This window comes from Cryobacterium sp. GrIS_2_6, assembly GCF_035984545.1.
Taxonomy (GTDB): domain Bacteria; phylum Actinomycetota; class Actinomycetes; order Actinomycetales; family Microbacteriaceae; genus Cryobacterium.
Genome location: NZ_JAXCHP010000001.1, coordinates 3,298,243 through 3,323,387 on the forward strand (window position 1 = coordinate 3,298,243; position 25,145 = coordinate 3,323,387).

The 25,145-nt window shown below is 65.1% G+C and carries 25 protein-coding genes and 1 pseudogene; 7 read left to right on the forward strand and 19 right to left on the reverse strand.

Annotated features, from left to right (window positions below):
- Nucleotides 1–3: 3 nt before the first annotated feature.
- The 11 genes and pseudogenes from RCH22_RS16065 to RCH22_RS16115 all read right to left on the reverse strand — a co-directional run bounded on the left by RCH22_RS16065 (nt 4) and on the right by RCH22_RS16115 (nt 9,371).
- On the reverse strand, nt 4–264 hold the full coding sequence (locus RCH22_RS16065; RefSeq protein ID WP_327014688.1) for a hypothetical protein: 261 nt from the start codon (nt 262–264) through the stop codon (nt 4–6).
- On the reverse strand, nt 261–887 hold the full coding sequence (locus tag RCH22_RS16070; protein ID WP_327014689.1) for a hypothetical protein: 627 nt from the start codon (nt 885–887) through the stop codon (nt 261–263). The genes RCH22_RS16065 and RCH22_RS16070 overlap by 4 nt, the downstream gene beginning before the upstream one ends.
- Nucleotides 888–1,002: 115 nt before the next feature.
- Nucleotides 1,003–2,376 (reverse strand): NAD(P)(+) transhydrogenase (Re/Si-specific) subunit beta, encoded by a 1,374-nt coding sequence (locus RCH22_RS16075; RefSeq protein ID WP_134448525.1) that lies wholly within the window; start codon nt 2,374–2,376, stop codon nt 1,003–1,005.
- Nucleotides 2,373–2,684, reverse strand: a complete 312-nt coding sequence (locus RCH22_RS16080; RefSeq protein WP_327014690.1) for an NAD(P) transhydrogenase subunit alpha — start codon at nt 2,682–2,684, stop codon at nt 2,373–2,375. Before RCH22_RS16080 ends, RCH22_RS16075 begins: the two co-directional genes overlap by 4 nt.
- Nucleotides 2,684–3,847 (reverse strand): Re/Si-specific NAD(P)(+) transhydrogenase subunit alpha, encoded by a 1,164-nt coding sequence (locus tag RCH22_RS16085; protein WP_327014691.1) that lies wholly within the window; start codon nt 3,845–3,847, stop codon nt 2,684–2,686. The genes RCH22_RS16080 and RCH22_RS16085 overlap by 1 nt, the downstream gene beginning before the upstream one ends.
- A 119-nt stretch (nt 3,848–3,966) precedes the next feature.
- Nucleotides 3,967–5,358, reverse strand: coding sequence for a replicative DNA helicase (dnaB, locus tag RCH22_RS16090; protein WP_327014692.1), 1,392 nt, complete (start codon nt 5,356–5,358; stop codon nt 3,967–3,969).
- Between the two features lie 436 nt (nt 5,359–5,794).
- Nucleotides 5,795–6,244, reverse strand: a complete 450-nt coding sequence (gene rplI, locus RCH22_RS16095; RefSeq protein WP_134448533.1) for a 50S ribosomal protein L9 — start codon at nt 6,242–6,244, stop codon at nt 5,795–5,797.
- An 8-nt stretch (nt 6,245–6,252) separates the two neighbouring features.
- Nucleotides 6,253–6,516: a 30S ribosomal protein S18 gene (gene rpsR / locus RCH22_RS16100; protein ID WP_035835236.1), complete on the reverse strand. Its 264-nt coding sequence runs from the start codon at nt 6,514–6,516 to the stop codon at nt 6,253–6,255.
- A gap of 61 nt (nt 6,517–6,577) precedes the next feature.
- Nucleotides 6,578–7,081 carry a single-stranded DNA-binding protein gene (locus RCH22_RS16105; RefSeq protein ID WP_134448535.1) on the reverse strand — a complete coding sequence of 168 codons (504 nt, stop codon included), beginning with the start codon at nt 7,079–7,081 and terminating at the stop codon, nt 6,578–6,580.
- 240 nt (nt 7,082–7,321) lie between these two features.
- Nucleotides 7,322–7,669 (reverse strand): annotated as a pseudogene (gene rpsF, locus RCH22_RS16110) (30S ribosomal protein S6); the annotation flags it as partial.
- Between the two features lie 268 nt (nt 7,670–7,937).
- The gene (locus RCH22_RS16115) at nt 7,938–9,371 is read right to left on the reverse strand and encodes a CCA tRNA nucleotidyltransferase (RefSeq protein ID WP_327015553.1); all 1,434 of its coding nucleotides are present in this window, start codon (nt 9,369–9,371) and stop codon (nt 7,938–7,940) included.
- 79 nt (nt 9,372–9,450) lie between these two features.
- Between RCH22_RS16115 and RCH22_RS16120 the strand changes: the two genes are divergently transcribed.
- The 6 genes from RCH22_RS16120 to RCH22_RS16145 all read left to right on the forward strand — a co-directional run bounded on the left by RCH22_RS16120 (nt 9,451) and on the right by RCH22_RS16145 (nt 17,394).
- On the forward strand, nt 9,451–11,850 hold the full coding sequence (locus RCH22_RS16120) for a DUF6049 family protein (RefSeq protein ID WP_327014693.1): 2,400 nt from the start codon (nt 9,451–9,453) through the stop codon (nt 11,848–11,850).
- Nucleotides 11,843–13,462, forward strand: coding sequence for a murein biosynthesis integral membrane protein MurJ (gene murJ / locus RCH22_RS16125; protein WP_327014694.1), 1,620 nt, complete (start codon nt 11,843–11,845; stop codon nt 13,460–13,462). Before RCH22_RS16120 ends, murJ begins: the two co-directional genes overlap by 8 nt.
- A gap of 167 nt (nt 13,463–13,629) precedes the next feature.
- The gene (trxB, locus tag RCH22_RS16130) at nt 13,630–14,604 is read left to right on the forward strand and encodes a thioredoxin-disulfide reductase (protein ID WP_327014695.1); all 975 of its coding nucleotides are present in this window, start codon (nt 13,630–13,632) and stop codon (nt 14,602–14,604) included.
- 9 nt (nt 14,605–14,613) lie between these two features.
- Nucleotides 14,614–14,937 carry a thioredoxin gene (gene trxA / locus RCH22_RS16135; RefSeq protein ID WP_134448545.1) on the forward strand — a complete coding sequence of 108 codons (324 nt, stop codon included), beginning with the start codon at nt 14,614–14,616 and terminating at the stop codon, nt 14,935–14,937.
- Nucleotides 14,938–15,072: 135 nt separating this feature from the next.
- Nucleotides 15,073–16,392: a PLP-dependent aminotransferase family protein gene (locus RCH22_RS16140; RefSeq protein WP_327014696.1), complete on the forward strand. Its 1,320-nt coding sequence runs from the start codon at nt 15,073–15,075 to the stop codon at nt 16,390–16,392.
- A gap of 42 nt (nt 16,393–16,434) precedes the next feature.
- Entirely contained in the window at nt 16,435–17,394 is a 960-nt protein-coding gene (locus tag RCH22_RS16145) for a D-alanine--D-alanine ligase (protein WP_327014697.1), read from the forward strand.
- 432 nt (nt 17,395–17,826) lie between these two features.
- Here RCH22_RS16145 and RCH22_RS16150 read toward each other — a convergent pair whose 3' ends face one another.
- The 8 genes from RCH22_RS16150 to rpmH all read right to left on the reverse strand — a co-directional run bounded on the left by RCH22_RS16150 (nt 17,827) and on the right by rpmH (nt 23,039).
- The gene (locus RCH22_RS16150) at nt 17,827–18,915 is read right to left on the reverse strand and encodes a ParB/RepB/Spo0J family partition protein (protein WP_327014698.1); all 1,089 of its coding nucleotides are present in this window, start codon (nt 18,913–18,915) and stop codon (nt 17,827–17,829) included.
- Nucleotides 18,915–19,853, reverse strand: coding sequence for a ParA family protein (locus RCH22_RS16155; RefSeq protein ID WP_327014699.1), 939 nt, complete (start codon nt 19,851–19,853; stop codon nt 18,915–18,917). Before RCH22_RS16155 ends, RCH22_RS16150 begins: the two co-directional genes overlap by 1 nt.
- An 85-nt stretch (nt 19,854–19,938) precedes the next feature.
- On the reverse strand, nt 19,939–20,577 hold the full coding sequence (rsmG, locus tag RCH22_RS16160; protein ID WP_327014700.1) for a 16S rRNA (guanine(527)-N(7))-methyltransferase RsmG: 639 nt from the start codon (nt 20,575–20,577) through the stop codon (nt 19,939–19,941).
- 6 nt (nt 20,578–20,583) lie between these two features.
- On the reverse strand, nt 20,584–21,111 hold the full coding sequence (locus RCH22_RS16165; protein ID WP_327014701.1) for a R3H domain-containing nucleic acid-binding protein: 528 nt from the start codon (nt 21,109–21,111) through the stop codon (nt 20,584–20,586).
- A 66-nt stretch (nt 21,112–21,177) separates the two neighbouring features.
- Nucleotides 21,178–22,155, reverse strand: coding sequence for a membrane protein insertase YidC (gene yidC, locus RCH22_RS16170; protein WP_134448555.1), 978 nt, complete (start codon nt 22,153–22,155; stop codon nt 21,178–21,180).
- Nucleotides 22,156–22,163: 8 nt separating this feature from the next.
- Complete coding sequence (yidD, locus tag RCH22_RS16175) at nt 22,164–22,487, reverse strand: membrane protein insertion efficiency factor YidD (RefSeq protein ID WP_327014702.1); 324 nt, start codon at nt 22,485–22,487, stop codon at nt 22,164–22,166.
- A 10-nt stretch (nt 22,488–22,497) separates the two neighbouring features.
- On the reverse strand, nt 22,498–22,893 hold the full coding sequence (rnpA, locus tag RCH22_RS16180) for a ribonuclease P protein component (protein ID WP_327014703.1): 396 nt from the start codon (nt 22,891–22,893) through the stop codon (nt 22,498–22,500).
- An 8-nt stretch (nt 22,894–22,901) separates the two neighbouring features.
- Nucleotides 22,902–23,039: a 50S ribosomal protein L34 gene (gene rpmH / locus RCH22_RS16185; RefSeq protein WP_010204566.1), complete on the reverse strand. Its 138-nt coding sequence runs from the start codon at nt 23,037–23,039 to the stop codon at nt 22,902–22,904.
- Between the two features lie 457 nt (nt 23,040–23,496).
- On the opposite strand from rpmH, the gene dnaA reads away from it, so the two are divergent.
- The gene (gene dnaA, locus RCH22_RS16190) at nt 23,497–24,918 is read left to right on the forward strand and encodes a chromosomal replication initiator protein DnaA (protein ID WP_134448558.1); all 1,422 of its coding nucleotides are present in this window, start codon (nt 23,497–23,499) and stop codon (nt 24,916–24,918) included.
- Nucleotides 24,919–25,145 lie beyond the last annotated feature (227 nt).

The window sequence follows — 25,145 nt, forward strand, 5'->3', positions numbered from 1 at the left end:
GGCTTAGGGCTGCTGGCCCTTGTCCTGCTCGTCGATGTCGGTCTTCTCGGCGTCGTTGGGCTTGATGTTGAGCACGAGCATCGCGATCACGACGAGCACCACGATGAACGTGATGCCGAACCCGACCAGGGCGAGCAGCGGCTCCCTGGTGCTCATCAGCACGACGAGCCCGAGGAAGAGGGCCATCACGCCGGCGAGGCCGACCAGTTCGAGCGGCTTCAGTACTTCGGAGCGGCTGGGCTTGCGCGGCGTGTTCTGGGTCACTGAGTGTCCGAATCGTTGGGTGCTGCGGGGTGAATCGAGTCGAGGGGTGCCTGGGCGGCGCCGGCCGCCACGGCCCACTTGAGCGAGAACGCTGCGATGCCGAGGTAGACCGCGAGCATCACGAGATAGGCGCCGAGCAGGCCGACGGAGACGACGACGTTCGGCGGTAGCACCAGCACAACGATCGCGAACAGCACGGTCGCCGCGCCCATCACGAGCCAGTCACGGTCTGCAGGGTCCCTGCGCCGGGCGCGGATGCCGCTCGACAGTTCCAGGAAGCCGGTCACGACGCCCCAGACCGTGACGAGGTAGAGGAAGAAGCCGAGCCCACCGCCGTGGAAGCCGAGCGCGAGCACCCCGGCTACCACACCGGCGACGCCCTGCACGAGGAAGGCGCCGCGTTCACGGGAGTCTGCGAGAGTGCGGCGGCTCAGCACGGCGACGGCGACGCCGCTCACGAAGGCGAACGCGCCGAACACCAGGAGCCCGAATTCCGGAGAGTGGTTCGCGGTGAAGGTGATCAGGACGGCCGGGACGACGGCGATCGCAGCGCGCACGAGGGGCACTGTCCAATAGCCCGCGGTGCGGTGGTCCGTGCGGGCATTGTCCGGTGCGTCGGCCATGCGAAGACCCCTTTCCTGCCTGCGGCTTCCTGCCGGTAGCGGATGCTCGTTATCGGGTGGCGAGACTGGCCAAGTCTACGCGGGCCGGCTCGGAGCATCCGCTCGGGGACAGAGCCTAGAGCGCGTTGACCGCGCCGAGGATCTTGGTGAGGGAATCCTTGGCGTCGCCGAAGAGCAGCGTCGTCTTCGGGTCGTAGAGCAGCTCGTTCTCGATGCCCGCGAAACCGGGGCGCATCGAGCGTTTAAGGAAGACGACCTGGCGGGCATCGCCGACGTCGAGGATCGGCATCCCGTAGATCGGCGAGCCGGGCGAGGTCTTGGCCGCGGGGTTGACCACGTCGTTCGCGCCGACGACGAGGGCGACGTCGGTGTTCTTGAACTCGGGGTTGACCTCGGCCATTTCCTTGAGCGACTCGTACGGAACGTTCGCCTCGGCAAGGAGCACGTTCATGTGTCCCGGCATCCGCCCGGCGACCGGGTGGATCGCGAAGACGACCTCGACACCCCTGGCCTGCAGGGTCGTTGCGAGTTCGGCGATCGTGTGCTGGCCCTGGGCGACGGCAAGACCGTAGCCAGGAACGATGACGACCCGCTGGGCGTAGTTGAGCAGCACGGCGACGTCTTCGGGGCTGGAGGACCGGACAGGACGGTCGCTCTGCGTGGTCGAGCCCGCGGTCGAGCCACCCTTGAAGGCGCCGAACATGATACCGCTGACTCCGCGGCCCATTGCCGCGGCCATCGCGCGGGTCAGGATCGTGCCGCTTGCACCGACGAGGGTGCCGGCGACGACGAGCAGGAGGTTGCCGATCACGATGCCCGAGGCCGCGACGGCGAGCCCGGTGAATGCGTTCAGCAGGGAGATGACGATGGGCACGTCCGCGCCGCCGACCGGCAGCACGAGCAGCGCGCCGACGACGAGGCCGAGAACGAGCAGCACGACCGCCCAGCCGGCGGCACCGGTGCCGACGACGAAGCCGCCGGTGACGAGCGCCAGGAGGACGATGCCGCCCATGACCCAGGCCAGCCCGGGGAACACGAGCGGGCGGGAGCTGATCAGGCCCTGGAGCTTGCCGACCGTGACGGCGGAGCCGGCGAAGGACACCGCGCCGACGAGCATCGTGAAGACGACGGCGACCCTGGTCCAGCCATTGGCGCTTTCACCGAGCTCGAGCATGGCCACCAGGGCGGCTGCGCCGCCGCCGACGCCGTTGAAGAGGGCGACGAGCTGGGGCATCTGCGTCATCTGCACGCGGCGGGAGATCGGGGCGGCGATGGCCGAACCGACGGCGATGGCCACGATGATGGCGGGGATGTTGTCCATCCGGACCGAGAAGAACACCGTAATGACGGCGAGGAGCGCTCCGGCGGCGCCGATCAGGTTGCCGCGCCTGGCGGTCTTGGGCGAGGACAGCCCGCGCAGGGCGAGGATGAAGCAGACGGCGGAGACCAGGTAGAGAAGCCCGGTCCATTCGGGGCTGAGCAGGCTCATTTGGCGGTGTCCTTCGCGTCGGTGCCGGCCGGTTTGCGGGGGGCGAACATTTTGAGCATCCGGTCGGTGACGACGAAGCCGCCGACGAGGTTCGCTGTCGCGAGGAGCACGGCGAGCAGCGCCACGACCAGCAGCCAGATGTTGGTCGTCTGGCCAGCGACGGTGATCGCGCCGATCAGGATGATGCCGTGAATGGCGTTCGCGCCGCTCATCAGCGGGGTGTGCAGGGTGCTCGAGACCTTCGAGACCACTTCAAAGCCGACGAAGACCGCCAGCACCACCACGGTCAACAGGGTGATCGGATCCATCAGTCTTCTCCTTGCAGCGCGGCCTGGGCCGCGAGGGCGGCCTTGGTCGGTTCGTGCGTCACTTCGCCCGAGTGGGTGAGGCATGCGCCGGCGATGACCTCGTCGGTGAAATCGGGGGCGACCGTGCCCTCGCTCGTCATGAGAGCGAGGAGGTTCGCGACGTTCTTCGCGTACAGGCGTGAGGAGTCTGCGGGCATCGTGGATGCCGCGTCCTTCATCCCGACGAGGGTGACGGTCCCGTCCCCGCTCGCGACCGGCACGAGGGTGTCGACGCCGGCGACGACGCCTTCGACGTTTCCGCCGGTTTCGGCGGCGAGGTCGACGATGACGGAGCCGGGCCGCATGCCGGCGACCATGTCGTGCGTCACGAGCAGGGGTGCGGGGCGGCCGGGAATCGCGGCCGTGGTGATGAGGACATCCGCCGCGGCGACGTGGGGGGCGAGGAGCTCGCGCTGGCGGACCGCGCGGTCTTCGCTGAGCTCGCGGGCGTACCCGCCCGCGCCCTCGACGGCATCCAGGTCGAGCGTCACGAAGGTTCCGCCCATCGAGGTGACCTCGTTGGCGGATGCCGGGCGCACGTCGTACGCGGAGACGCGCGCGCCGAGGCGCTTGGCCGTCGCGATCGCCTGCAGGCCCGCGACGCCGGCGCCGAGGACGAGGACACGGGCGGGCGGGATGGTGCCGGCAGCGGTCATGTACATCGGGAAGAACCGCGGGAAGCGGATGGCCGCCTCGAGAACGACCCGGTAGCCGGCGACGAGGGCCTGCGAGGTCAGCGCGTCCATCGACTGGGCGCGGCTGATGCGCGGCACGAGTTCGAGGGCAAAGGCGGTGACGCCGGCCGCGGCGAGAGCCGTGACGGTCGGAAGTTCGTTTGCGGGGGCCGCGAGTCCGACCGTGACGAGGCCGGAGTGGAGCTTGGCGGCACGGGAGGGGGTGAGCGGGCGCACGTGGCAGTAGACGTCGAGGTCATCGAGCGCGAGCTCGGGGACGACGGTGGCACCGGCATCCGTGTATGAGCGATCGGAGAATCCTGCAGCGATTCCGGCGCCGGCCTCGATCAGGACCTCGACACCGAGGCCCCGTAGTTGCTGCACAGTCTCCGGTGTCGCGGCGACCCGCCGCTCTCCCTCGATGCGCTCTCGCCCAATGCCAACCTTCACGCGGGTATCTCCTTCGCGGCGGCCAGCCACGAGCAAATCCGGACAACCCGAAAGCTTGCGCGGTTTTACCGCCCTTCCGCTAGCGTACCGGGGATGCGGGGGTCGCTTTAACGCGGAATCTACGAACCGGGCGCGAGATCGGCGAAGCGCGAATAGTGCCCGTGGAAGGCGACGGTGACGGTTCGCGTCGGCCCGTTACGGTGCTTGGCCACGATCAGGTCGGCCTCGCCCGCCCGGGGGTTGTCCTTCTCATATGCGCTCTCGCGATGCAACAGGATGACCATGTCGGCGTCCTGCTCGAGCGAACCGGACTCCCGGAGGTCGGAGATCGCCGGCATCTTGTCCGCACGCTGTTCCGGTCCACGGTTGAGCTGAGAGAGGGCGATCACGGGCACCTGCAGCTCCTTGGCCATGAGCTTGAGCGCCCGGGAGAACTCGCTGACTTCCTGCTGGCGGGACTCGACCTTCTTGCCGGAGGTCATCAGCTGCAGGTAATCGATGATGACCATTTTGAGTCCGACGCGCTGCTTGAGCCTGCGGCACTTGGCCCTGATCTCGACGAGGGTCATGTTGGGGCTGTCGTCGATGTAGAGCGGGGCGTCGTTGATGCGTCCGCGGGTCGCCGCGATTGTGGTCCAGTCGCGCGCGTCGACCGTGCCCTTTCGCATGCTCTGCAGGGGCACGGATGCCTCGGCAGAGAGCAGGCGCATCGCGATTTCGCTGCGACCCATTTCCAGTGAGAAGAAGATGCTCGGCATGTTGTGCTTGATCGAGGCCGAGCGCGCGAAGTCGAGCGCTAGCGTCGACTTTCCGAGGGCCGGACGTGCCGCGACGATGATGAGCTGGCCGGGGTGGAACCCGTTGGTGAGCTCGTCCATGTCCGCGAAGCCGGTCGGCACGCCGGTCATCTGGCCGTCTTTGCCCTTGGCGGCCTCGATCTCGTCGATTGCCGCAGTCACGGCGTCGGTGAGGGGCACGTAGTCTTCGGTCTCGGTGCTGCCCGTGACGGCGTAGATCTCGGCCTGGGCGTTGTTGACGAGGTCGAGCACCTCGCCTTCGCCCGAGTACCCCATCTGCGCGATGCGGGTACCGGCCTCGACGAGGCGGCGCAGCAGGGCCCGCTCGGCGACGATGGAGGAGTAGAAGCCCGCGTTGGCGGCGGTCGGGACGAGGCTCGTGAGGGTGTGCAGGTAGTCTGCGCCGCCGGCTCGGGAGAGTTCGCCGAGTTTCGTGAGTTCGTCGGTGACGGCGATGACGTCCGTCGGCTCACCCTGCGCGTAAAGCGACAGGATCGCATCGAAGATCAGCTCGTGCTTTGGGATGTAGAAGTCCGCGGCGCGAACGGTCTCGACGACGTCTGCGACGGCGTCCTTGCTCAGCATCATGCCGCCGAGCGCGCTCTGTTCGGCGAGGAGGTCGTGGGGGAGCGTTCGTTCGGTGTGCCGGGTCTCTGTGCCGTTGCGCAGATCGGTACCGCGTTTGTCCGCCAGACCCAGGTGTGCGATCGACAACCGTGCCTCCTCTGTCCGTGGTGATGTTCTATCAGGGACCGCCGACACCATCGGACGATTCCGGCACACCTCGAAATCCGGCCGCGTGCCCACCATACGGACCGCTTTCCGCATGAAACAAACCACCCTGTGGATAACACTGTGCAGAATGAGGGCGAAACGCCGCGAGGCTTGTGCACAACCTGTGGACTCGGCTGTGGACAACTATTCTGCTTTGAAAATTTAATGCCTTTTGATCAGGCATAAATTCTATTCACAGCTGTGAGGAAAAAGCTGGTTCAAGTACACCTTGAACGTTGGTGCCCAGAAGAAATCCTGTGTACAAATGTGGGGATTCGTCAACTGAAATCACCCTCGAAAGGGGTGGTTGGAGCCTTAAACGAGCCTAGCGGCGGACTCCGGTGGGAGTCCGCCGCTAGGCCGGCAGTGTGACTGCTTACTTGGCAGCAACCACCACGAGGGTGATGGTGGCGCTCAGTTCGTCGCGAAGACGAACCGTTGCCTGGTGCTCGCCGACGGACTTGATCGGGCTGAGCTCGATCTTGCGCTTGTCGATGGCACCGAGGCCTGCAGCGGCGACGGCTTCGGCAACATCCGTGGTCTTGACGGAGCCGAAGAGGCGTCCGCCCGTTCCGGCCTTGACGACCAGACGGACCTTGGTGTTCTCGATGGTTGCCTTCAGGGCCTGGGCCTCTTCGAGCGTGGCGTGCTCACGGGCGACACGAGCAGCCTTGATCTGTTCGATCTGCTTCTCGCCTCCGCGGGTCCAGGAAACGGCCCAACCCTGCGGGAAGAGGTAGTTACGGGCGAACCCGTTCTTGACCTCGACGATGTCGCCGGGTGCACCGAGGCCGGAGACCTCGTGCGTCAGAATGATTTTCGACATTTGGCTACCTACCTGCCTGAGCCGGCGTAGGGCAACAACGCCATTTCGCGGGCGTTCTTGACGGCACGGGCGATGAGGCGCTGTTCCTGGACGGAGACACCGGTGATACGACGGGCGCGGATCTTTCCACGCTCGGAGATGAACTTGCGCAGGGTGGGGACATCTTTGTAATCGATGACACCAACCCGGATCGACTTCGCGGGAGCGGCGTTCTTGCCACCCTTAGCTCCGCGGAGCGGCTTGCGGCGGTCGCCGCTCGACTTTCCAGCCATGATTTCCTTACTTTCTTAAGAAGTGCGTTTCAGCCTGGCGGCGCCGGAGCGCCGCGAGCGGCTAGAAGGGTGTCTCGTCGCTGAAGTTGCCCGGGGTGTTCCACACGTCGCCACCGGTATTCACGGCGGCGGGAGGAGTGGCTGCCCAGGGCTCGTCGTTCCCGGCCGCTGCGGAGTTACCGCCGCGTGGGGAGGACGACGATGCAGCACGAGTGAGCGAAGCAGTGGCGTACTTGAGCGAAGGACCGATATCGTCGATTTCGAGCTCGAAGCTTGTGCGCTTCTCGCCTTCCTTCGTTTCATAGGAACGCTGCTTGAGCCGCCCAGTAGCGACGACACGAGAACCCTTGGTCAGTGAACCGGCGACGTGCTCGGCGAATTCACGCCAAACGCTCGCGCGCAGGAACAATGCGTCGCCATCTTTCCACTCGTTGGCTGCGCGATCGAAATTGCGCGGAGTGGATGCGATGGTGAAGTTGGCAACCGCAAGCCCGCCCTGCGTATAACGCAGTTCCGGATCGCTGGTCAGGTTGCCCACCACGGTGATTACGGTCTCGCCGGCCATGGGCTACTTGTCGCTTGCCTTGTCGGCGGTGTCGACGGCTGCTGCGGATGCCGGTGTGGCAACCGCTGCGGGCTTGGCGACTGCTGCCGGGGTGGCGACTGCTGCAGGAGCTGCCGGGGCTGCCGGGGCTGCGGCCTTGACGGCTGCTGCGGCGGGAGCCGATGCGGGCTTGACAGATGCGGCGACCTTGGCGGTCGGGGCGGCTGCTGCTTCTGCCTTCGCGGCAATGACCTTCGGGTTGGCTGCCTTGCGGGCGGCCTTCTCGGCGGCGAGCTTGCTCGCGACGGCGACCTGGGCGATGCCTTCTTCTGCGCGGAGAACCTTGGTGCGCATGACGGCTTCCGACAGCTTCAGCTGGCGGTCGAGCTCGGCCGTGGCAGAAGCATTCGCGGTGAAGTCGACGACTGCGTAGATGCCTTCGGACTTCTTGTTGATCTCGTAAGCGAGACGGCGGCGACCCCAAACGTCAACCTTGTCAATCGTTCCACCATCGTTGCGAACAACGTTGAGGAACTTGTCAAGGCTGGGAGCTACGGTGCGCTCATCGATCTCGGGATCGAGGATAACCATCAACTCGTACTGATGCATGACTAACCCACCTCCTTCGGACTAAACGGCTGCAGAATCTCTGCAACAGGAGGGTTGTGCATGTGCTGAAGGCGGAGGCCGGGAATCCGGCGCGCAGACAACCTGCCCAGACTACTCGATGAGACGGCCAAAAGCCACCACAGCGCCGCGGCGCCCTCCACGCCGTCTGTGTTTACGTCAGTCCGAGCATGCCGGGACGCGCGTGGACCGTGCAGCCGGAAGCAGCGCTTGTGGAGAAGTGCGCGCATCCGCCCCTGTTGGGGAGTGGCTACTGGCCGTGGCCCGCCCACCACGCCTGAAGGCGGCGCGTTGCCTCCTCGACACCGAGGGGCCCGTCGTCGAGGCGCTGTTCGAGTAGGAAACGGTAGGCCTCGCCGACCTCCCTCCCCGGTTTCACGCCGAGGATCGCCATGATCTGCTCTCCGTCGAGGTCTGGCCGCACCGCGGCCATCTCCTCCTGCTCGGCGAGTTCGCGAATGCGCTGCTCGAGGTCGTCGTATGCGAAGCCCAGCCGGTCGGCCTTGCGCCGGTTACGGGTGGTCACGTCGGCCCTGGTGAGGATATGCAGCCGTTCGAGCTGGTCGCCGGCGTCGCGCACGTAGCGGCGGACGGCAGAATCCGTCCAGGCTCCCTCGGTGTACCCGAAGAAGCGCAGGTGCAGCTCGATCAGCCGGGAGACGGCCGCGATCGTGTCGTTGTCGAAGCGCAGCGCACGCAGGCGCTTCTTCGCGAGCTTGGCGCCCACCACGTCATGGTGGTAGAAACTCACGATTCCGCCCGGCTCGAGCTTCCGGGTCGCCGGCTTTCCGATGTCGTGGAACAGGGCGGCGAGCCGCACGATCAGGTCCGGTCCGCCCGGGAAGCTCTCCCGGGACTTCTCGTAGCCGATCGCCTGGTCGAGCACGGTGAGGGTGTGCTGATAGACGTCCTTGTGGTGGTGGTGCTCGTCGACCTCGAGGCGCAGCGCCGGAATCTCCGGCAGGACGATGTCGAGCAGGCCGGAGTCCACCAGCAGCTCGAGGCCGCCGTGCGGGTTGTCCGAGAGGAGCAGCTTGCAGAGCTCTTCGCAGACCCGTTCCGCCGAGATATTGCGGATGCTCGACGCGATCGCGTCCATCGCGATCGCGGTGTCGAGGTCGAGGGTGAAACCGAGTTGGGCGGTGAACCTGGCGGCACGCATCATCCGCAGCGGGTCGTCGCCGAAGGAAATCTCCGGCGAGATCGGCGTCCGCAGGACCCCGGCCATGAGGTCGCCGATGCCGTTCGCCGGGTCGACCAGGGTCAGCCCGGGAAGGCGCAACGCCATCGCGTTGACCGTGAAGTCCCGGCGGAGAAGGTCGTCCTCCAGGCTCAGCCCGAATACGACCTCCGGCTTCCTGGTCACCCCGTCGTAGCTGTCCGCCCGGTAGGTGGTGATCTCCACGGTCTCGCCCGCGACCTTCGCCCCGATGGTCCCGAAGGCCCGGCCGATGTCCCACTGCGCCTCGGAGATCGGGGTGACGATCTCGAGGATCTGCTCCGGGGTCGCGTCCGTCGTGAAATCGAGGTCGTGCAGGGTCCGGCCCAGGAACGCGTCGCGCACCGGACCGCCAACGAGGGCAAGCTCGTGGCCCGCAGCCTCGAAGGCCAGGGCCAGGCGGGATACGGAAGGAGTGGCAGCCAGGTCGCCCAGCCGCGTGAGGGCTGTCGCGACGCTCTGCATGCCCCCCATGTTAGTTCCTGGTCGCCGGCGCGGCAGCCGCAGACCGGTTACTCAGGGCGCACGCCGTAGAATCCCCTATATGGTGGCCGAGTCAAGTACTGCGCGTCGGCCCGCGCACCCGACGGCGGCGAGCGGCCGCTGGTCGCACCTCAGGGTCCCCGTCTCCGCGCTCCTGATCGGCATCCTCGCCGGACTGCTTCCCCTGGCTTCGTCTGGCTTCATTCCCGGCGCCCCCACCAGCGCGGCCGCCGCCGCGACGGCGACTCCGACGCCGACGCCGACGCCGACGCCGACAGCGGATGCTGCGACGACGGACCAGGTCACGGTCACGGTCGCCCCCGTCTCGCTGGCACCCCTGCGGTCAGGACAGGACCTCGCGGTCACCGTAAGGATCACCAACGACAGTGCCGAAACCATCACCCCCGGCACGATCGAGCTCTACCTCGCCGAACGGGCACTGACCAGTCGCAGCGCACTCACCGCCTGGCTGCATCCCACCAAGACAGGCAAGCCCGGCGACCTGATGCTGCGCTCGGCACTTCCGGCCGCCATCCCGCCCGCGGGAACGGCGACAGTGGCCGTCTCGGTCCCCTCCGCGGACGTCGGCCTCACCTCGGGCAACGCGTGGGGCGCCCGCGGCATCTCGGCCACGATCACCGAGGACGGGTCCGTCCTCGCCCAGGGGCGGGGCACCTTCGTCTGGTATTCCAACGAGGTCGTCACCCCGGTGGCTCTCACTGTCGTGATGCCGATCACGGTGCCGGAGCAGACCGAGGGTCTCATCCCGGCGAAATCACTCGAAACCTACACCGCACCGGGCGGCAGGCTGAGCCGGCAGCTCGACGGCGTGATCAACCGCGACGTGACGATTGGGATCGATCCGATGATCATCGCGTCGATCCGTATCCTCGGCAACACGGCACCGGCGAGTGCCGTGGTCTGGCTCAGTCGCCTCGGTCAGGCGAAGAACGATATATTCCCGCTCGGCTATGCGGATGCCGACCTCACGCTTCAGGCCCAGGCCGGTGCGGGCACCCTTCTGGTTCCCCTCTCGTTCGACCAGTCGATCAACGCCTCGGATTTCACCTCCCCGACACCGGCGCCGACACCGACACCATCAACATCAACGCCGACCCCGACTCCGACGGCAACCGGCAGCACCCCTGCCGGCCTGACCAACACGACGACCGACACGGCGACTGACACCGCCACTCCGACTCCACCCCCGACCTCAACACCGGTGATCACTCCGGGCACAGTCCCCACGAGCGAGCAACTCCTGGCCTGGAACTACACGGCCACGGGCATCGGCTGGCCGCTGACGGGCACGGTCTCGGCCGCCGACCTCGATGTGTTCACGGCGGGCGGCCTCTCGAGCCTCATCCTCGGCGGAGCCAACACCGCGCAGTCTGACCTCACCGAGACCCCCAACGCGAACGTGGTCCTGGCCGGCGGGCACGGAAACGCCCTGGTCACCGACGAACCCATCTCTGCAGCGCTCCGCATGGCGGCCACCGCGACGACGGATAGCGACTGGCAGGTGGCGATGGCCGAGCTGAGCTCCCAGATCGCGGTGGTCTCCGCCGAACGCCCCGCGACCGTGCGCACACTCCTCGCCACCTTCGACCGTGACACCGCGCCGGGCGGAGTCCGGCTGAGCGAAACCCTCGCGGCCCTTTCGGGCCTGGGCTGGCGTCTACCGGCGACCCTGGCCGCCGCACGTGCGGCGTCGCCGGCCACGGATGTCAGCTTCCAGTCCCAGGCGGTGTCCGATGCCCGCATCGTCACGGCGCGCACTCTGCTGCACCGTGAAGGTGAGGTGACGGCGTTCTCGACGGCGCTCTCCAAACCGCTCGCCATCACCGCCACCCAGCGACTGACGACGCTCGCGCTGCTGTCGACGAGCTGGGCGCAGGACGCGGGTGCCTGGAGCGAGGCCGTCGATTCGAGTCTCGTGGACTCCTCTGTACTGCTCTCCTCGATCAGCGTGTCCACGAAGGGTCCGATCAACGTCGTCGGCAGTCAGGTCGACATCCCAATCACCCTCGATAACGCCCTCGGGCAGTCCGTGACGGTGAAAGTCCAGGTCGTCCCGTCCAACGGCCGACTCATCGTCGGCGGAGATGTCATCGAGGCGACGATCGAGGCATCCTCGGCCAGGACCGTCAAGGTCCCCGTGACCGCGGCTGTCGGGAACGGTGCGGTCACGCTGCGGATCACCCTCTTCACCCCGGACGGTTCCGTCGTCGGGCAGCCCAGTCAGATTCCGATCAACGTGCGTGCGGACTGGGAGGGCCTCGGTTCGCTTATCTTCGCCGCCCTGCTCGTGCTCTTCTTCGGATTCGGGATCTGGAGAAACGTGCAGCGCCGCCGTCGGGAACGTACTGCGGTCGCGCAGGCGACAGACGCCCCTGTCGATCCCCTGGCAGAGCTCACCCCGGAGCCCCCCGTCGATCCCCCGGTCGTGCCGCGTGGCTAGCATCGGGCGTGCGAGCGCTTTCCTCGCCTCGGGCACGATCGTCTCCCGCATTCTGGGATTCCTGAAGGTCATCGTCCTCGCCGGCGTGATCGGCCTGTACGGCACGAGTGCCGATGCGTTCGCGCTCGCCAATCAGCTCCCGAACACGGTGTACACGATCGTGGCAGGCGGAGTCCTCACCGCGGTCCTCGTTCCGCAGATCGTCAGGGCCGGACTCCACGTCGACGGCGGCACCGCGTACATCAACAAGCTGTTGACCCTGGCGCTCACCATCCTCGCGGTCACGACGCTGGCCGCAACACTCCTCACCCCGGTCATCACGCCCTTCATCGGCCTGCACCTGCCCCCCGCGCAATTGAACCTCGCCATCGCATTCGCTTATTGGTGCATGCCGCAGATCTTCTTCTACGGCCTGTACACGGTTCTGGGTGAAGTGCTCAATGCGCGCAAGTCGTTCGGCCCGTTCACCTGGGTTCCGGTTCTCAACAACGTGGTCGCCCTGGCCGGAATCGTCGTTTTCGCACTCGTGGCCGGAGCCGATCCCACCGGTGATCGCACGGCGAGCGACTTCACCCCGGGCATGGTCGCACTGCTGGGAGGCACCGCCACGCTCGGCGTCGTCGCCCAGGCTGTCGTGCTCTTCTATTTCTGGCGTCGGATCGGACTCCACTTCCGCCCTGACTTCCACTTCCGCGGGGTCGGGCTCGGCGCCGCAGGCAAGACCGCGAGTTGGACGTTCGGCATGCTCTTGCTGAGCACGGCCGCGGGGATCATTGAAACCCAGGTCGTCACCCAGGCCACGGGCAAGGCGTCCGTCGCCGTGCTCGCGACGGCCTGGCTCATCTTCATGCTCCCGCACTCGGTCATCACCGTTTCCGTGGCCACCGCCTACTTCACCGGCATGAGCGAGCATGCCTCCCGCGGCGACGTTGCGAAGCTCAGAACGGATGCTTCTTCGGCTATACGAGGGACGTCACTCCTGATCGTGCTCGCGTCGATGGTCATCCTGGTCTGCGCCTACCCGTTCGCGGCGGTTTTCACCCAGGGGAAGTTCGAGCAGGTGCAGGGCACCGGGAACGTCATCATCGCCTACATTCTCGGTCTCGTCGCCTTCTGCGTGCTGTTCGTCCTGCAACGCACGTTCTATGCGCTCGGCGACACCCGCACCCCGTTCTTCTTCACCCTGTTCCAGGTCATCCTCGTCGTGGCCGGAGTGCTCGCGTGCTCCCTGTTGCCCCCGGCCTGGATCGCCGTCGGCATCGCGCTTGTCGTGACGGTGTCCGGAATCCTGCAAACGGTCCTGGCCGGCCACCTGTTGCGGCGTCGTCTGGGCGGTCTCGACGGCCGTCGTATCCTGCGGAGCCTGGTGCGGTATCTGGTCGCCGCGATTCTTCCCCTCCTCATCGGCCTCGGAATACTCCTGCTCCTCGGCGGTGCTCACGAGGGCGGCTTCGCCGTCTCCGGTCGGTTCGAGGCCATCGTTTCGATGATCATCATCGGCGGCGTGATGTCGCTCGCCTACTTCGGAATGCTGCTGCTCATGCGCAGCGAGGAACTCAGGGTTTTCCTGGTGCCGCTGATCAACCGGTTCCGCCCGCGCGGCACGAACTAGTCCGGTACGCCACCAGCGAGGTGATGACCGGGCCAGGCACACTGGCAACCGGCCGTGAACGGAGGCCCCCGGCTGGGAGGCGCGGAATAGCATCCGATTAGGATGTGTTGTACCCGGCAGTGAGGCAGCCACACCTGCCCTGCCCCCCACTGCGAAGGAGTCTACGCGTGCGTCAGATCATCATCATCGGCTCCGGCCCTGCCGGATTCACGGCCGCCATTTACGCCGCGCGCGCCAACCTCAAGCCGCTCCTCATCGCGAGTTCGGTCGAGGCCGGCGGCGAGCTGATGAACACGACCGAGGTGGAGAACTTCCCCGGCTTCCCCGAGGGTGTCCAGGGCCCCGACCTCATGCAGAAGATGCAGGAGCAGGCCGAACGCTTCGGCACCGAGGTCGTCTACGACGACGTCACCGAACTCGACCTCACCGGTGCGGTCAAGCGGGTCACTCTCGGTTCCGGCGAGACCCACGAGGCCCTGACCGTGATCTTCGCGACCGGTTCCGCCTACCGCAAACTCGGTCTCGAAGACGAGGAGCGCCTCTCGGGGCGCGGCGTCTCCTGGTGTGCGACCTGCGACGGCTTCTTCTTCAAGGAGAAGGCGATTGCCGTGATCGGCGGCGGCGACTCCGCCATGGAGGAAGCCACCTTCCTCACCCGGTTCGCGAGCAAGGTCTACGTTGTGCACCGCAAGGACACCCTGCGCGCCTCCAAGATCATGCAGGATCGCGCCTTCGCCAACCCGAAGATCGAGTTCGTCTGGAACTCGACGGTCGCCGGCATCACGGGCACGGATGCCGTCGACGGCCTGGTGCTGCGCGACACGGTTTCCGGCGCCGAGAGCATCCTTCCCGTCGGAGGGGTCTTCATCGCGATCGGCAACGACCCGCGCACCCACCTCGTCCACAAGCAGCTCGATCTCACGACGGACGGCACGATCGCCGTCGCTGGACGATCGTCCCTGACCAGCCAGGCGGGCGTCTTCGCCGCCGGCGACGTCATCGACCCGCACTACCGCCAGGCCGTGACCGCGGCCGCCTCCGGCACCGTCGCTGCGCTCGACGCGGAGCACTACCTCGCTTCCCTCCCCGCGGAACTGCTGGCCAGCGCCGGCGATTCCGCATTCGCAACAGCCACCAACTAAGGAGCACACATGTCCGCACGCGCCGTTACCGACGCGACTTTCGACCAGGAAGTCATCAACAACGAGAAGACCGTCCTCGTGGACTTCTGGGCGGAATGGTGTGGCCCCTGCCGCGCCGTCAGCCCCATCCTGGACCAGATCGCCGCAGAGCACGCCGACAAGCTCGACATCGTCAAGCTCAACGTCGACGACTTCCCCGCCCTCGCCGCGAAATACCAGATCACGTCGATTCCCGCCATGAAGGTGTTCCAGAAGGGCGAGGTCGTCAAGACCGTCATCGGCGCCAAGCCGAAGGTCGTCCTCGTTTCCGACCTGGCCGCGTACCTGGCCTAGAGGTCCTGTCCCGCTCGGTCGGTTTCACGTGAAACACCGAACGTAGAGATGGATGAAGCCCGCCCGGCACCGCCGGGCGGGCTTTGTCGTATCCGGGTGGGCCTACGATTGAACCCTCACCAGAACGGATGTGACGTGACTGCACAGGGCTCTTCCCAGGCCGGTAACAACCTCGACCCGTGGTACCACCACTACGCCGAGCGAGCCGCCGGGCTGCGGGCCTCCGAGGTGCGGGCCCTCTTCTCCGTCGCCTCTCGCCCCGAGGTCGTCTCACTGGCCGGCGGAATGCCGTTCGTGGCAGCCCTACCCCCCGACCTTGTGGTCAATGCCATGGAGCGGGTCATGCGCGAGCAGGGTCCCGTCGCCCTGCAATACGGCTCTGGCCAGGGAGTACCGGCGCTCCGCGAACAGATCCTCGAGGTCATGGCCCTCGAAGGCATCCGTGCCCACGCCGACGATGTCGTCGTGACGACCGGCTCGCAGCACGCCGTCGAACTCGTCAGTAAACTCTTCCTCGATCCCGATGACGTTGTGATCTCGGAGGGACCGAGTTATGTGACGGCCATGGTCATCTTCAAGTCGTACCAGGCCGAGGTCGACCATGTCCCCATGGACGAACACGGTCTCATCCCTGAAGCCCTGCGTGAGCACATCCAGCAGCTCCGGACTGCAGGCAAGACCATCAAGTTCCTGTACACGATCCCGAACTTCCACAACCCGGCCGGCGTCACGCTGAGCTGGCAACGGCGTATCGAAATTCTCGAGATCTGCCGCGCAAACAACATCCTCGTCCTCGAGGACAACCCGTACGGCCTGCTCTACTTCGACAAGCCGGCACCGGCTGCGATGCGCTCCCTCGAACAGGACGGCGTCGTCTACCTCGGCACCTTCTCCAAGACCCTCGCTCCGGGCTTCCGAGTCGGTTGGGCCCTCGCACCCCACGCGATCAGGGAAAAACTGGTGCTCGCGAACGAGGCCGCCGTTCTGTCGCCGAGCTCGTTCAGCCAACTCGTGATCTCGGAGTACCTGGCCACTGCCGACTGGAAAGGGCAGATCAACACCTTCCGAGGCGTGTACCACGAACGCAAGGATGCCCTGCTGAATGCACTCGACGAGTACCTGCCCGAACTCATCTGGACGAATCCCAATGGCGGATTCTACGTCTGGGTCACTCTTCCGCAGCTGCTCAATTCCAAGGCGATGCTCCCGCGCGCCGTCAAGGAGCTCGTCGCGTACACGCCGGGGACCGCTTTCTTCGCCGACGGCGACGGCCAGCAGAACATCCGCCTGTCGTTCTGCTATCCGACCCCTGCCGAGATCCGGGTCGGCGTTCGTCGCCTCGCGACCGTAGTCCGCGATGAGCTCGACCTACTCGAAACGTTCGCCGGAACCGGCTCGCTTGATCCGCTCCGCACACCCGGTCGCTTTAACCCGCTGCCGACCGACATCTCCTAGCCCACGAACCACTCCCAAGCTATTAGCAAGGAATCCCTGATCATGACCGATATTTCTCCCCTTGCGATCATCGTTCTCGCCGGCGGAATCTCGCATGAGCGCGATATCTCGCTCCGTTCGGGGCGTCGGGTCGCGGACGCGCTCACCGGTCTCGGCCACACGGTCACCCTCCTCGACCCGCAGGCGGGGCTCCTGCTCGACCTCACCACTCGGGCCCCGGATGTCATCTTCCCGGTCGTGCACGGAGCCACGGGGGAAGACGGCGCGCTCCTCTCGCTCCTGGAGACGACGGGTATCCCCCACGTCGGCTCCCGCGGCGGTCCGGCGAGCCTCGCCTGGACGAAGCCCACCGCCAAGGAACTCGTCCGACGCGCCGGGTTCGCGACGCCGAACTGGATTGCCCTCTCCAAAGAGACCTTCCGGGACCTCGGAGCGGCGAGTGTTCTCGAGCATCTCCTGACGGCACTTCCCACTCCCCTTGTCGTGAAGCCCTCCCAGGGCGGATCCGCGCAGGGTGTCACCATCGTCGAGACCGCGGCCGAGCTTCCGCGGGCCATGGTCGAGGCCTACACCTACAACTCGGTGGCCCTCGTCGAAGAAAAGGTCCGCGGCACCGAACTCGCCGTCACGGTGATCGACTCCGGACTCGGCCCGGTCGCCCTCCCCGCCGTCGAAATCGTGCCCATCAATGGTGTCTACAGCTTCGAGGCCCGCTACAACGCCGGCGAGACCCTCTTCTATGCACCAGCGCGCATCACCGCGGAGATCGCCACGCTCGTCACCCAGACGGCGGTCGACATTCACACGCTGCTCGGCCTCCGGCACATCTCCCGGATCGACCTTATCGTCGACGAAGACGGCGTGGTCTGGTTCCTCGAAGCCAACGTGCTCCCCGGGCTCACAGAGACCTCTCTGGTCCCGCAGTCCATCGAAGCTTCAGGTGCGACGCTCGGCGAAGTCTACGAGTCACTCGCGCGAGCCGCGGTCGCGACCGTGGACTGACTTCGATCCGACCAGATCGCCCATTTCACAGCAAATTCAGCCCATTCGGGGCGCGCTTCGGACATGCCCGCAGCGCCAGAGTCGGCTTAGGATGCCTTCTGATGACCTGAAATCAGGCAGAACTGGCGTTTCCGCTCGTCTCTCAGGACAACGTTTCACGTGAAACACTCGCTCCAGGATTGACGTGCGGCAGACAGTCCGTGAAAGAGCGCGTTTCACGTGAAACATACCTGGAGTTCGCGTCGCGCGTCACCGTTTCACGTGAAACATGGGCAGAACATCGCGTCGACACGGTGCCCCGTTGATGAAGCGCGCCAACTGCGTCGTTTCGCATCAGGCACGCCGCCAGCGAACCGGCCCAACTGACGCGCGTGCGTGCGTGATGTTTCACATGAAACGCCGCAGGGGAGTTGGCCTGTTCGACCCAGGGATCTAGTTCGACCCGAACCCGGGCTCACCCAACACCGAAAGAATCCGATTCAGGTCGCCGATCGTGGCAAAATCGATATTGATCTGTCCCTTGCGCGCGCCCAGGTTGATCTTCACCCGGGTGTCCAGGCGATCGCCGAGGTGTAACGCGATCTCATCGAGGTGACCCTGGCGTTTGCCTGCCGACGGTCGCGGAGCCTGCACCTTCGGCACCGCCGTCGCCGCGGCTTCCGCCGCGCGCACAGAAAGATCCTCGTTGACGATCTTGTCCGCGAGACGAAGCATCCCTTCCGGATTGCCCACGGAGAGGATCGCACGGGCATGACCGGCGGACAGGACACCCGCGGCGACCCGCACCTGCACGGCTTCCGGAAGCTTCAGCAGACGGATCGTGTTAGTGATTTGTGGCCGTGACCGGCCAATTCGCTGGGCGAGTTCGTCCTGGGTGATTCCAAAGTCCGCGAGCAACTGCTGATACGCCGACGCCTCTTCGAGCGGATTGAGCTGGGCACGATGCAGGTTCTCGAGAAGTGCGTCACGGAGCATGTCGATGTCCGCGGTCTCCCGGACAACGGCGGGGATGGAATCGAGGCCCGCTTCCTTGGTCGCCCGCAACCGGCGCTCACCCATGACGAGCTCGTATTTTCCGGGCTGATCGGGGAGGGGGCGCACCACGATCGGCTGCAGCACACCGACCTCGCGGATGCTGTGCACGAGTTCCGCAAGATCGGATTCGTCAAACACGCTGCGGGGCTGCACGGCATTCGGGACGATATCGAATGGATTGAGCTGCGCGAGCCGGGCACCGGGAACCGGTACGAGGACGGGCGCGTCCGCATCCGCCCGCTCGACCACAGCAGAACCGCCCTCGAGCGGGCCGTCCTCAGCGGGAGCACCCGAGTCCGGCACCACCGCGAGACCAACAGCGTCGATCCCGGCCGAGTCACTCGCCGCCGTGTGTGCGGCGGCAGCGCTCGCCTTCGCCGCCGGGGAGTACGGAAAGAAGACGTCCACGGGACGGGCGAGAGTCGGGTCGTCCTGAATCGGAATCAGGGCGCCGATACCGCGGCCGAGGCCTGTTCTCTTCGCCATTACTGTCGTTCTCCTGTCTGGGGGGCACCGCGTCTGGCGATTTCCGCTGCTGCTTCAAGGTAGGAGAGCGATCCTGCCGAGTTCAGGTCGTAACTGATCACGCTCTGACCGTAACTCGGCGCCTCAGAAACCCGCACAGAGCGCGGAATGAGGGTGCTCAACACCTGGTCGGGGAAGTGATCGCGCACATCCTGCGCCACCTGGTTGGCCAGGTTGGTGCGGCTGTCGTACATCGTCAGCAGAATGGTCGACACGGTGAGTTCGGGGTTCAGGTGCTTCTCGATCAACTCGATGTTCTTGAGCAGCTGGCTCAGGCCCTCGAGCGCGTAGTACTCGCACTGAATCGGGATGAGGACTTCCTTCGCGGCCACAAAGGCGTTGATCGTGAGGAGCCCAAGGGATGGGGGACAGTCGATGAAAACGTAGTCGTAGGGATCAGTCATCGCGGCGAGGTGCACGATGAGGGCACGGCTCAGCCGCTGTTCACGTGCGACGAGGGAGACGAGCTCGATCTCGGCCCCCGCAAGGTGGATCGTTGCCGGCACGCAGAAGAGTGAGCCGAATTCGGGGCTGCTCTGCACAACAGAGGCGAGTTCCACGTCATTGATGATCACGTCATAAACGCTCGGGGTGTCGGCGCGGTGCTCGACACCGAGGGCAGTTGAGGCGTTTCCCTGCGGATCGAGGTCAATCACGAGCACCCGGGCACCCTGTCTGGCCAGTGCCGCTGCCAGGTTCACGGCGGTCGTGGTCTTTCCCACGCCGCCCTTCTGGTTGGACACCGTGATGATCCGGGTGCGCTCGGGCTTGGGCAGCTTCTCCGCTGCGATCACCTGACGCCTGCGCGTCAGCTCGGTGATTTCCCTGGCGAGGGGAGTGCTGCTGTCAAAACCGCGTGCGGCCGTGGTCTCGTGCTGTTCCTGGCCGGGTTGTTTCACGTGAAACCTTTACGTTCGACGGTTGAAGAGCCATCCGAGGGTGATGCACGATCCGTGTTCGCGTGTGCGAAACGCCGATCGGGGACTAATCAACTGTAGCCCTTATGACCCGCGTCACGTCCTGCAGCACGCCCTCACCGAGGGTGATCACCTCGACATTGCTGAGGTGGAAGCGACGAATTTCCTTCGCAGCCGCCGAAATCTCGCCCTGCGCACCGGCGCCCTTCATGAGCACAAGCTCGCCCCCTGCCCTGAGGAGCGGCGCCGTCAGGGGAATCAGTGTTCGGAAAGCGCTTACTGCGCGTGCGGTGACCTGGTCGAGCGGATGCGAAAGGTGCAGCTCCTCAGCACGGGCGCGCGTCACGGTCGTGTTGGTTAAACCGAGCTCCGCAACCTGCTCGGTCAGCCACGCCACTCGGCGCTCCATCGGTTCGATAAGTACGAAGTCGACGTCGGGCCGCATGATCGCGAGCACGAGACCGGGTAGTCCGGCGCCGGACCCGACGTCGCCGACCAGTCCGGGCCGGAGCAGCGGGGCCACGATCGCACAGTTCAGGATGTGCCGGCTCCAGAGTCTGGGCAACTCGAGCGGACCGATCAGGCCGCGCTCCTCGCCCTGCGTCGCGAGGTTGGCCGCGAAGGTCCGTGCGACGTCGATGCGGTCCCCGAAGAGCCCGGCCGTGACGACCGGTTCGATCTCGAGCGTGTCGTTCACGGGTTCCACGTGAAACTACGCCGCGGTGATGACCGTGTGACGGTCGCGGCCTTCGCCCGTCGACTCCGACACGTAACCGTGCTCGGAGACGAGGTCGTGTACGAGCTTGCGCTCATAGGACGACATCGGCGGCAGGGAGGCTTCCGTCGCGCCTGCGGCGATGCGCTCGATCGCCCGGGTCACGAGGACGCCGAGCTCCGCCTGGCGGGCCTCACGGGAGCCGCCGATGTCGAGGATCAACCGGGAGAAGGACCCCGTCTTGTTCTGCACCGCGAGGCGGGTCAGTTCCTGCAGGGCGTTCACAGTGTCCGGTCGGGAGAGCAGGCGCAGGCTTCCGGCATCCGTCGAATTGACCGACACGTAGGCGCGGCCGTTGCGGGCATCGATGTCGATGTCCCCGTCGAGGTCGCAGATGTCCAGGAATTCCTCGATGTAGTCCGCGGCGACGTCGCCCTCCTTCTCGAGCTGATCGAGGGTGGGGGAGTCGTCTTCCGCGGGGGAATCCGCGGCGATCACGTCGGTGTTCTCAGTCACGATGTCCATCTCTTCTGTGTTCTGCTCAGTCGTTCTGTTCAGGAGCTTCGGCCTGTTCAGTCGCTTCGGACCAGTCTATTTCTTCGGGCCGGTCTGCTTCTTGGCGCGGGACTTGCCAACGGGCTGCTGACGCTGCGGCTGCTGCTTCTTCGGCTCTTCGACCACGATGATGTCGCCATCCTTCGCGATGAGCTTTCCCTTGCGCGCGAGACGCTCCTCGCGGGCCTTGGCCGCTTCACTGCCCGGTGTCGGCATGTTGCGGATGACCAGGAACTGCTGGGCCATGGTCCAGATGTTCGAGGTCAGCCAGTAGAACATGACGCCGAGCGGGAAGGCGATACCGGAGAAGGCGAAGACGAGCGGGAGTAAATACAACATCATGCGCTGCTGCTTGAACATCGGGCTCGCTTTGGTTTCCGGCGACATGTTCTTGGAGACGATCTGAAGCTGCGTGATGAACTGCGAAGCAGTCATCAGAACGACCATGGTGGCCGCGATGAGCATCACGGCGAGGTTGTACGGGCTGCCGGCCACGAGCAGGGCCCACTGGGTGGAGAACGATTCGTGCAGCGGTGCAACCCCGAACAGGGTCGCGCTCCCGAAGCTCTCCGCAAGCTGGGAGTTGAGCGGACCGACGCCGGCCTTGGCGTGCTGCGCGTCGTTGAGGACGGAGAAGAGCGCGAAGAAGATCGGCATCTGCAGCAGGAGGGGAAGGCACGAGCTCAGCGGGTTCGTACCCGTGCGCTTGTACAGTTCCATGGTCTCGCGGGACATTGCTTCGCGGGAGAACTGGTCCTTCTTGCCCTTGTACTTGTCCTGGATCTTCTTGAGCTGGGGAGCCACCTCAAGCATCTTGCGCTGGCTGCGAATCTGCCGTACAAAGATGGGGATGAGCGCGGCGCGCACGACGAGCACGAGTCCCACGATCGCGAGCACCCAGGTGATGCCATCGTTGTAGCCGAGGCCGACGGTCGTGAACAACCAGTGGAAGGCGACGAGCAGGAGCTCGACGGCCCATTTCAAAGGCCAGAGAATCGTACCTAGGAGGTCCATACTTTGGGTCAGCCCTTTCCGTGGCTCACTGGGACTACAAATCCAAACGACGTCACGGCGTAGCGACGCTTGCGCTTCAGCGGAACGTCATCGACTCCGCCTTCGGCCCACGGATGACACCGGGCCAGGCGGCGTGCAGCCAGACCGGACCCGATAACAAGGCCATGTTCCTGAACGGCGCCGAGTGCGTACGCCGAACAAGAGGGATAGTACCTGCAAACGTCGCCATACAGCGGTGAGATCACCGCGCGGTAGACGCGCAGGAGCACAACCCCCAGATTGCGTGGGAACAGAAGGACCCACGCCAACACCGTCTTCACGAGGTCGACCATCGCGGGCTATTCATCGGGAGGGCAGTCGTTCCGGCCGGGGATGGCCGGATCCGGTCGTGCCCGCCGCACTTCGGCGCTGGAAACTCAGGAGGGCCTGGCTGACTTCGGCCTGCAAAACCGGCCACTCCACTTCGTGCGCCGCAGGAAGTGCGCGAATCACAACATCCGTGCCGGGGTGCACCGTGGGGAGCAGACCGAAGCACGCCGCCTTCAGGCGACGTCTCATTCGGTTGCGCCGGACGGCGTTCCCCACGTTTTTGGCAACGATGAAACCAAACCGAGGGGGTAACCCCTCGGAATTGTCACGCAGGTACGTCACGAAGTGCGGACCAACAACACGCACGCCACGGCGAACGACCATCTTGTAGTCGTTGCCGCTCGTGATGCGATTGGTCCCCGCGAGCACGTGAGTGCTTAGGCGGAAAGCTCGGTGCGACCCTTGCGACGGCGGGCACCGAGGATCGCGCGGCCGGCACGGGTACGCATGCGAAGACGGAAGCCGTGCACCTTGGCGCGACGACGGTTGTTCGGCTGGAAAGTTCTCTTGCTCATTGTGTGGTCTCCACGTATTGAATCTCCGCAGGCCAAAAAATGTAGAACGGCCGGGAAAGAGTGAGGTAGCCCGCGGGCTGGGGTCAACTGATTAAAACTACGGCCTCAATCGGTGCTGGTCAAACCCGACGGCGGTAAACGGCAGATTCTGCAGATGATTTCTCGGTTTCCGGTGAACGACACGTACCGAATCCACAACAGAGTTGGCCGCCGCGGCAGACAGTGACTACCGTGAGGACAAGTTATCCACAGGCAGCCCGCAATGGCTGTAAAACACAGCCCGAATTGCGCACAGGCGGTGGATAACCTTGTGGATGCTTTTGCTGAGGCCGTCGATTCGGCCCACACTGGTGTCGACTCTCCCGGCCGTGCCGGGTGCATTCAAGAAATCATCGACAGTACCGACACGCAGTTTCAACACACAGCGTTTCACCAGACAGTATCGACAGAGGGAACAATGGCAGCCGAAGAACAACCGATCGCGGACACCTGGCGGGCAGTGCTCACCAGCCTCGAATCGGATGACACCATCACCCCGATGCTCTACGGCTTCCTGAACCTGGTCGAACCCAAGGGGATCGCGGCCGGCACGTTCTATCTCGAAGTACCGAACGAGTTCACCGCGAGCATGCTGAACCAGCGGATGCGGGTGCCGCTGCTCGCCGCGATGGGTCAACTGTCCGAGGCGAGCGCAGTCTCGACCTTCTACGTCGTCGTCAATCCCGAACTCGAGCAGGAGTCGCTCCGGCCGGTCCAGGAGTCCGCACTGCCCAGGGACGTCGAGACACCCGCGACGCCCCAATCGGTTTTCGAGAGCGCGCCGCCCGTCGAGAGCCCGCACGACACCCGGCTCAATTCCAAGTACAGCTTCGACAACTTCGTGATCGGGCAGTCGAACCGGTTCGCGCACGCCGCCGCGGTCGCCGTTGCCGAGGCACCGGCCAAGGCGTACAACCCGCTCTTCGTCTACGGCTCCTCCGGATTGGGCAAGACCCACCTGCTCCACGCCATCGGCCACTACGCCATGAGCCTCTATCCCGGTATCCGAGTGCGTTATGTCAGTTCAGAAGAATTCACCAACGACTTCATCAACTCGATCGCCAACAACCGCGGCTCGGCATTCCAGTCCCGGTATCGCAATATCGACATCCTGATGATCGACGACATCCAGTTCCTGCAGGGCAAGGCGGAGACCCAGGAGGCGTTCTTCCACACCTTCAACACTCTGCACGACCACAACAAGCAGGTCGTCATCACGAGCGACTTGCCGCCGAAAGCCCTGACCGGTTTCGAAGACCGCATGAGGTCCCGTTTCGAGTGGGGCCTCATCACGGATGTCCAGGCCCCTGACCTCGAGACCCGCATCGCCATCCTGCGTAAGAAGGCCCAGAGCGAGAAGCTCCAGGTTCCCCACGATATCCTCGAATTCATGGCCTCCAAGGTCTCGTCCAACATCCGCGAGCTCGAGGGAACCCTGATCAGGGTCACGGCCTTCGCGAGCCTCAACCGAACGCCCGTCGACATGGACCTCGTCCAGACGGTGCTCAAGGACCTGATCACCCTCGACGAAGACAACGTCATCGCGCCGGTCGACATCATCACCAACACGGCGGACTACTTCAAGCTCACCGTCGAGGACCTTTATGGCTCCTCACGCTCGCAAGCGGTTGCCACGGCCCGCCAGATCGCGATGTACCTCTGCCGCGAGCTCACCAATCTCTCCCTCCCGAAGATCGGCCAGCTGTTCGGCAACCGGGACCATACGACCGTGATGTACGCGAACAAGAAGATCAGCGAGCTCATGAAGGAACGCCGCTCGATATACAACCAGGTCACCGAGCTCACGAACCGCATCAAACAGGACCACCGCTACAAATAAGCCGCAGAATCCCTCAGTTTTCACAGTTGTGGATAACCCTGTGGAAACTCGTCGAACAACTTGTCCGAATTTGTGGAAACTACCGTCCGGCTTGTGCAAACTCCGCTGGTGGCAAGGCTCGCGCTGAACCGGGGTCCGATTAACGCTCACAGGCTGCCCACAAGTTACATGTTTGTAGTTCCCAGTGAATGAGACGCATCCACAGAGTTATCCACAGTTTCCACAAA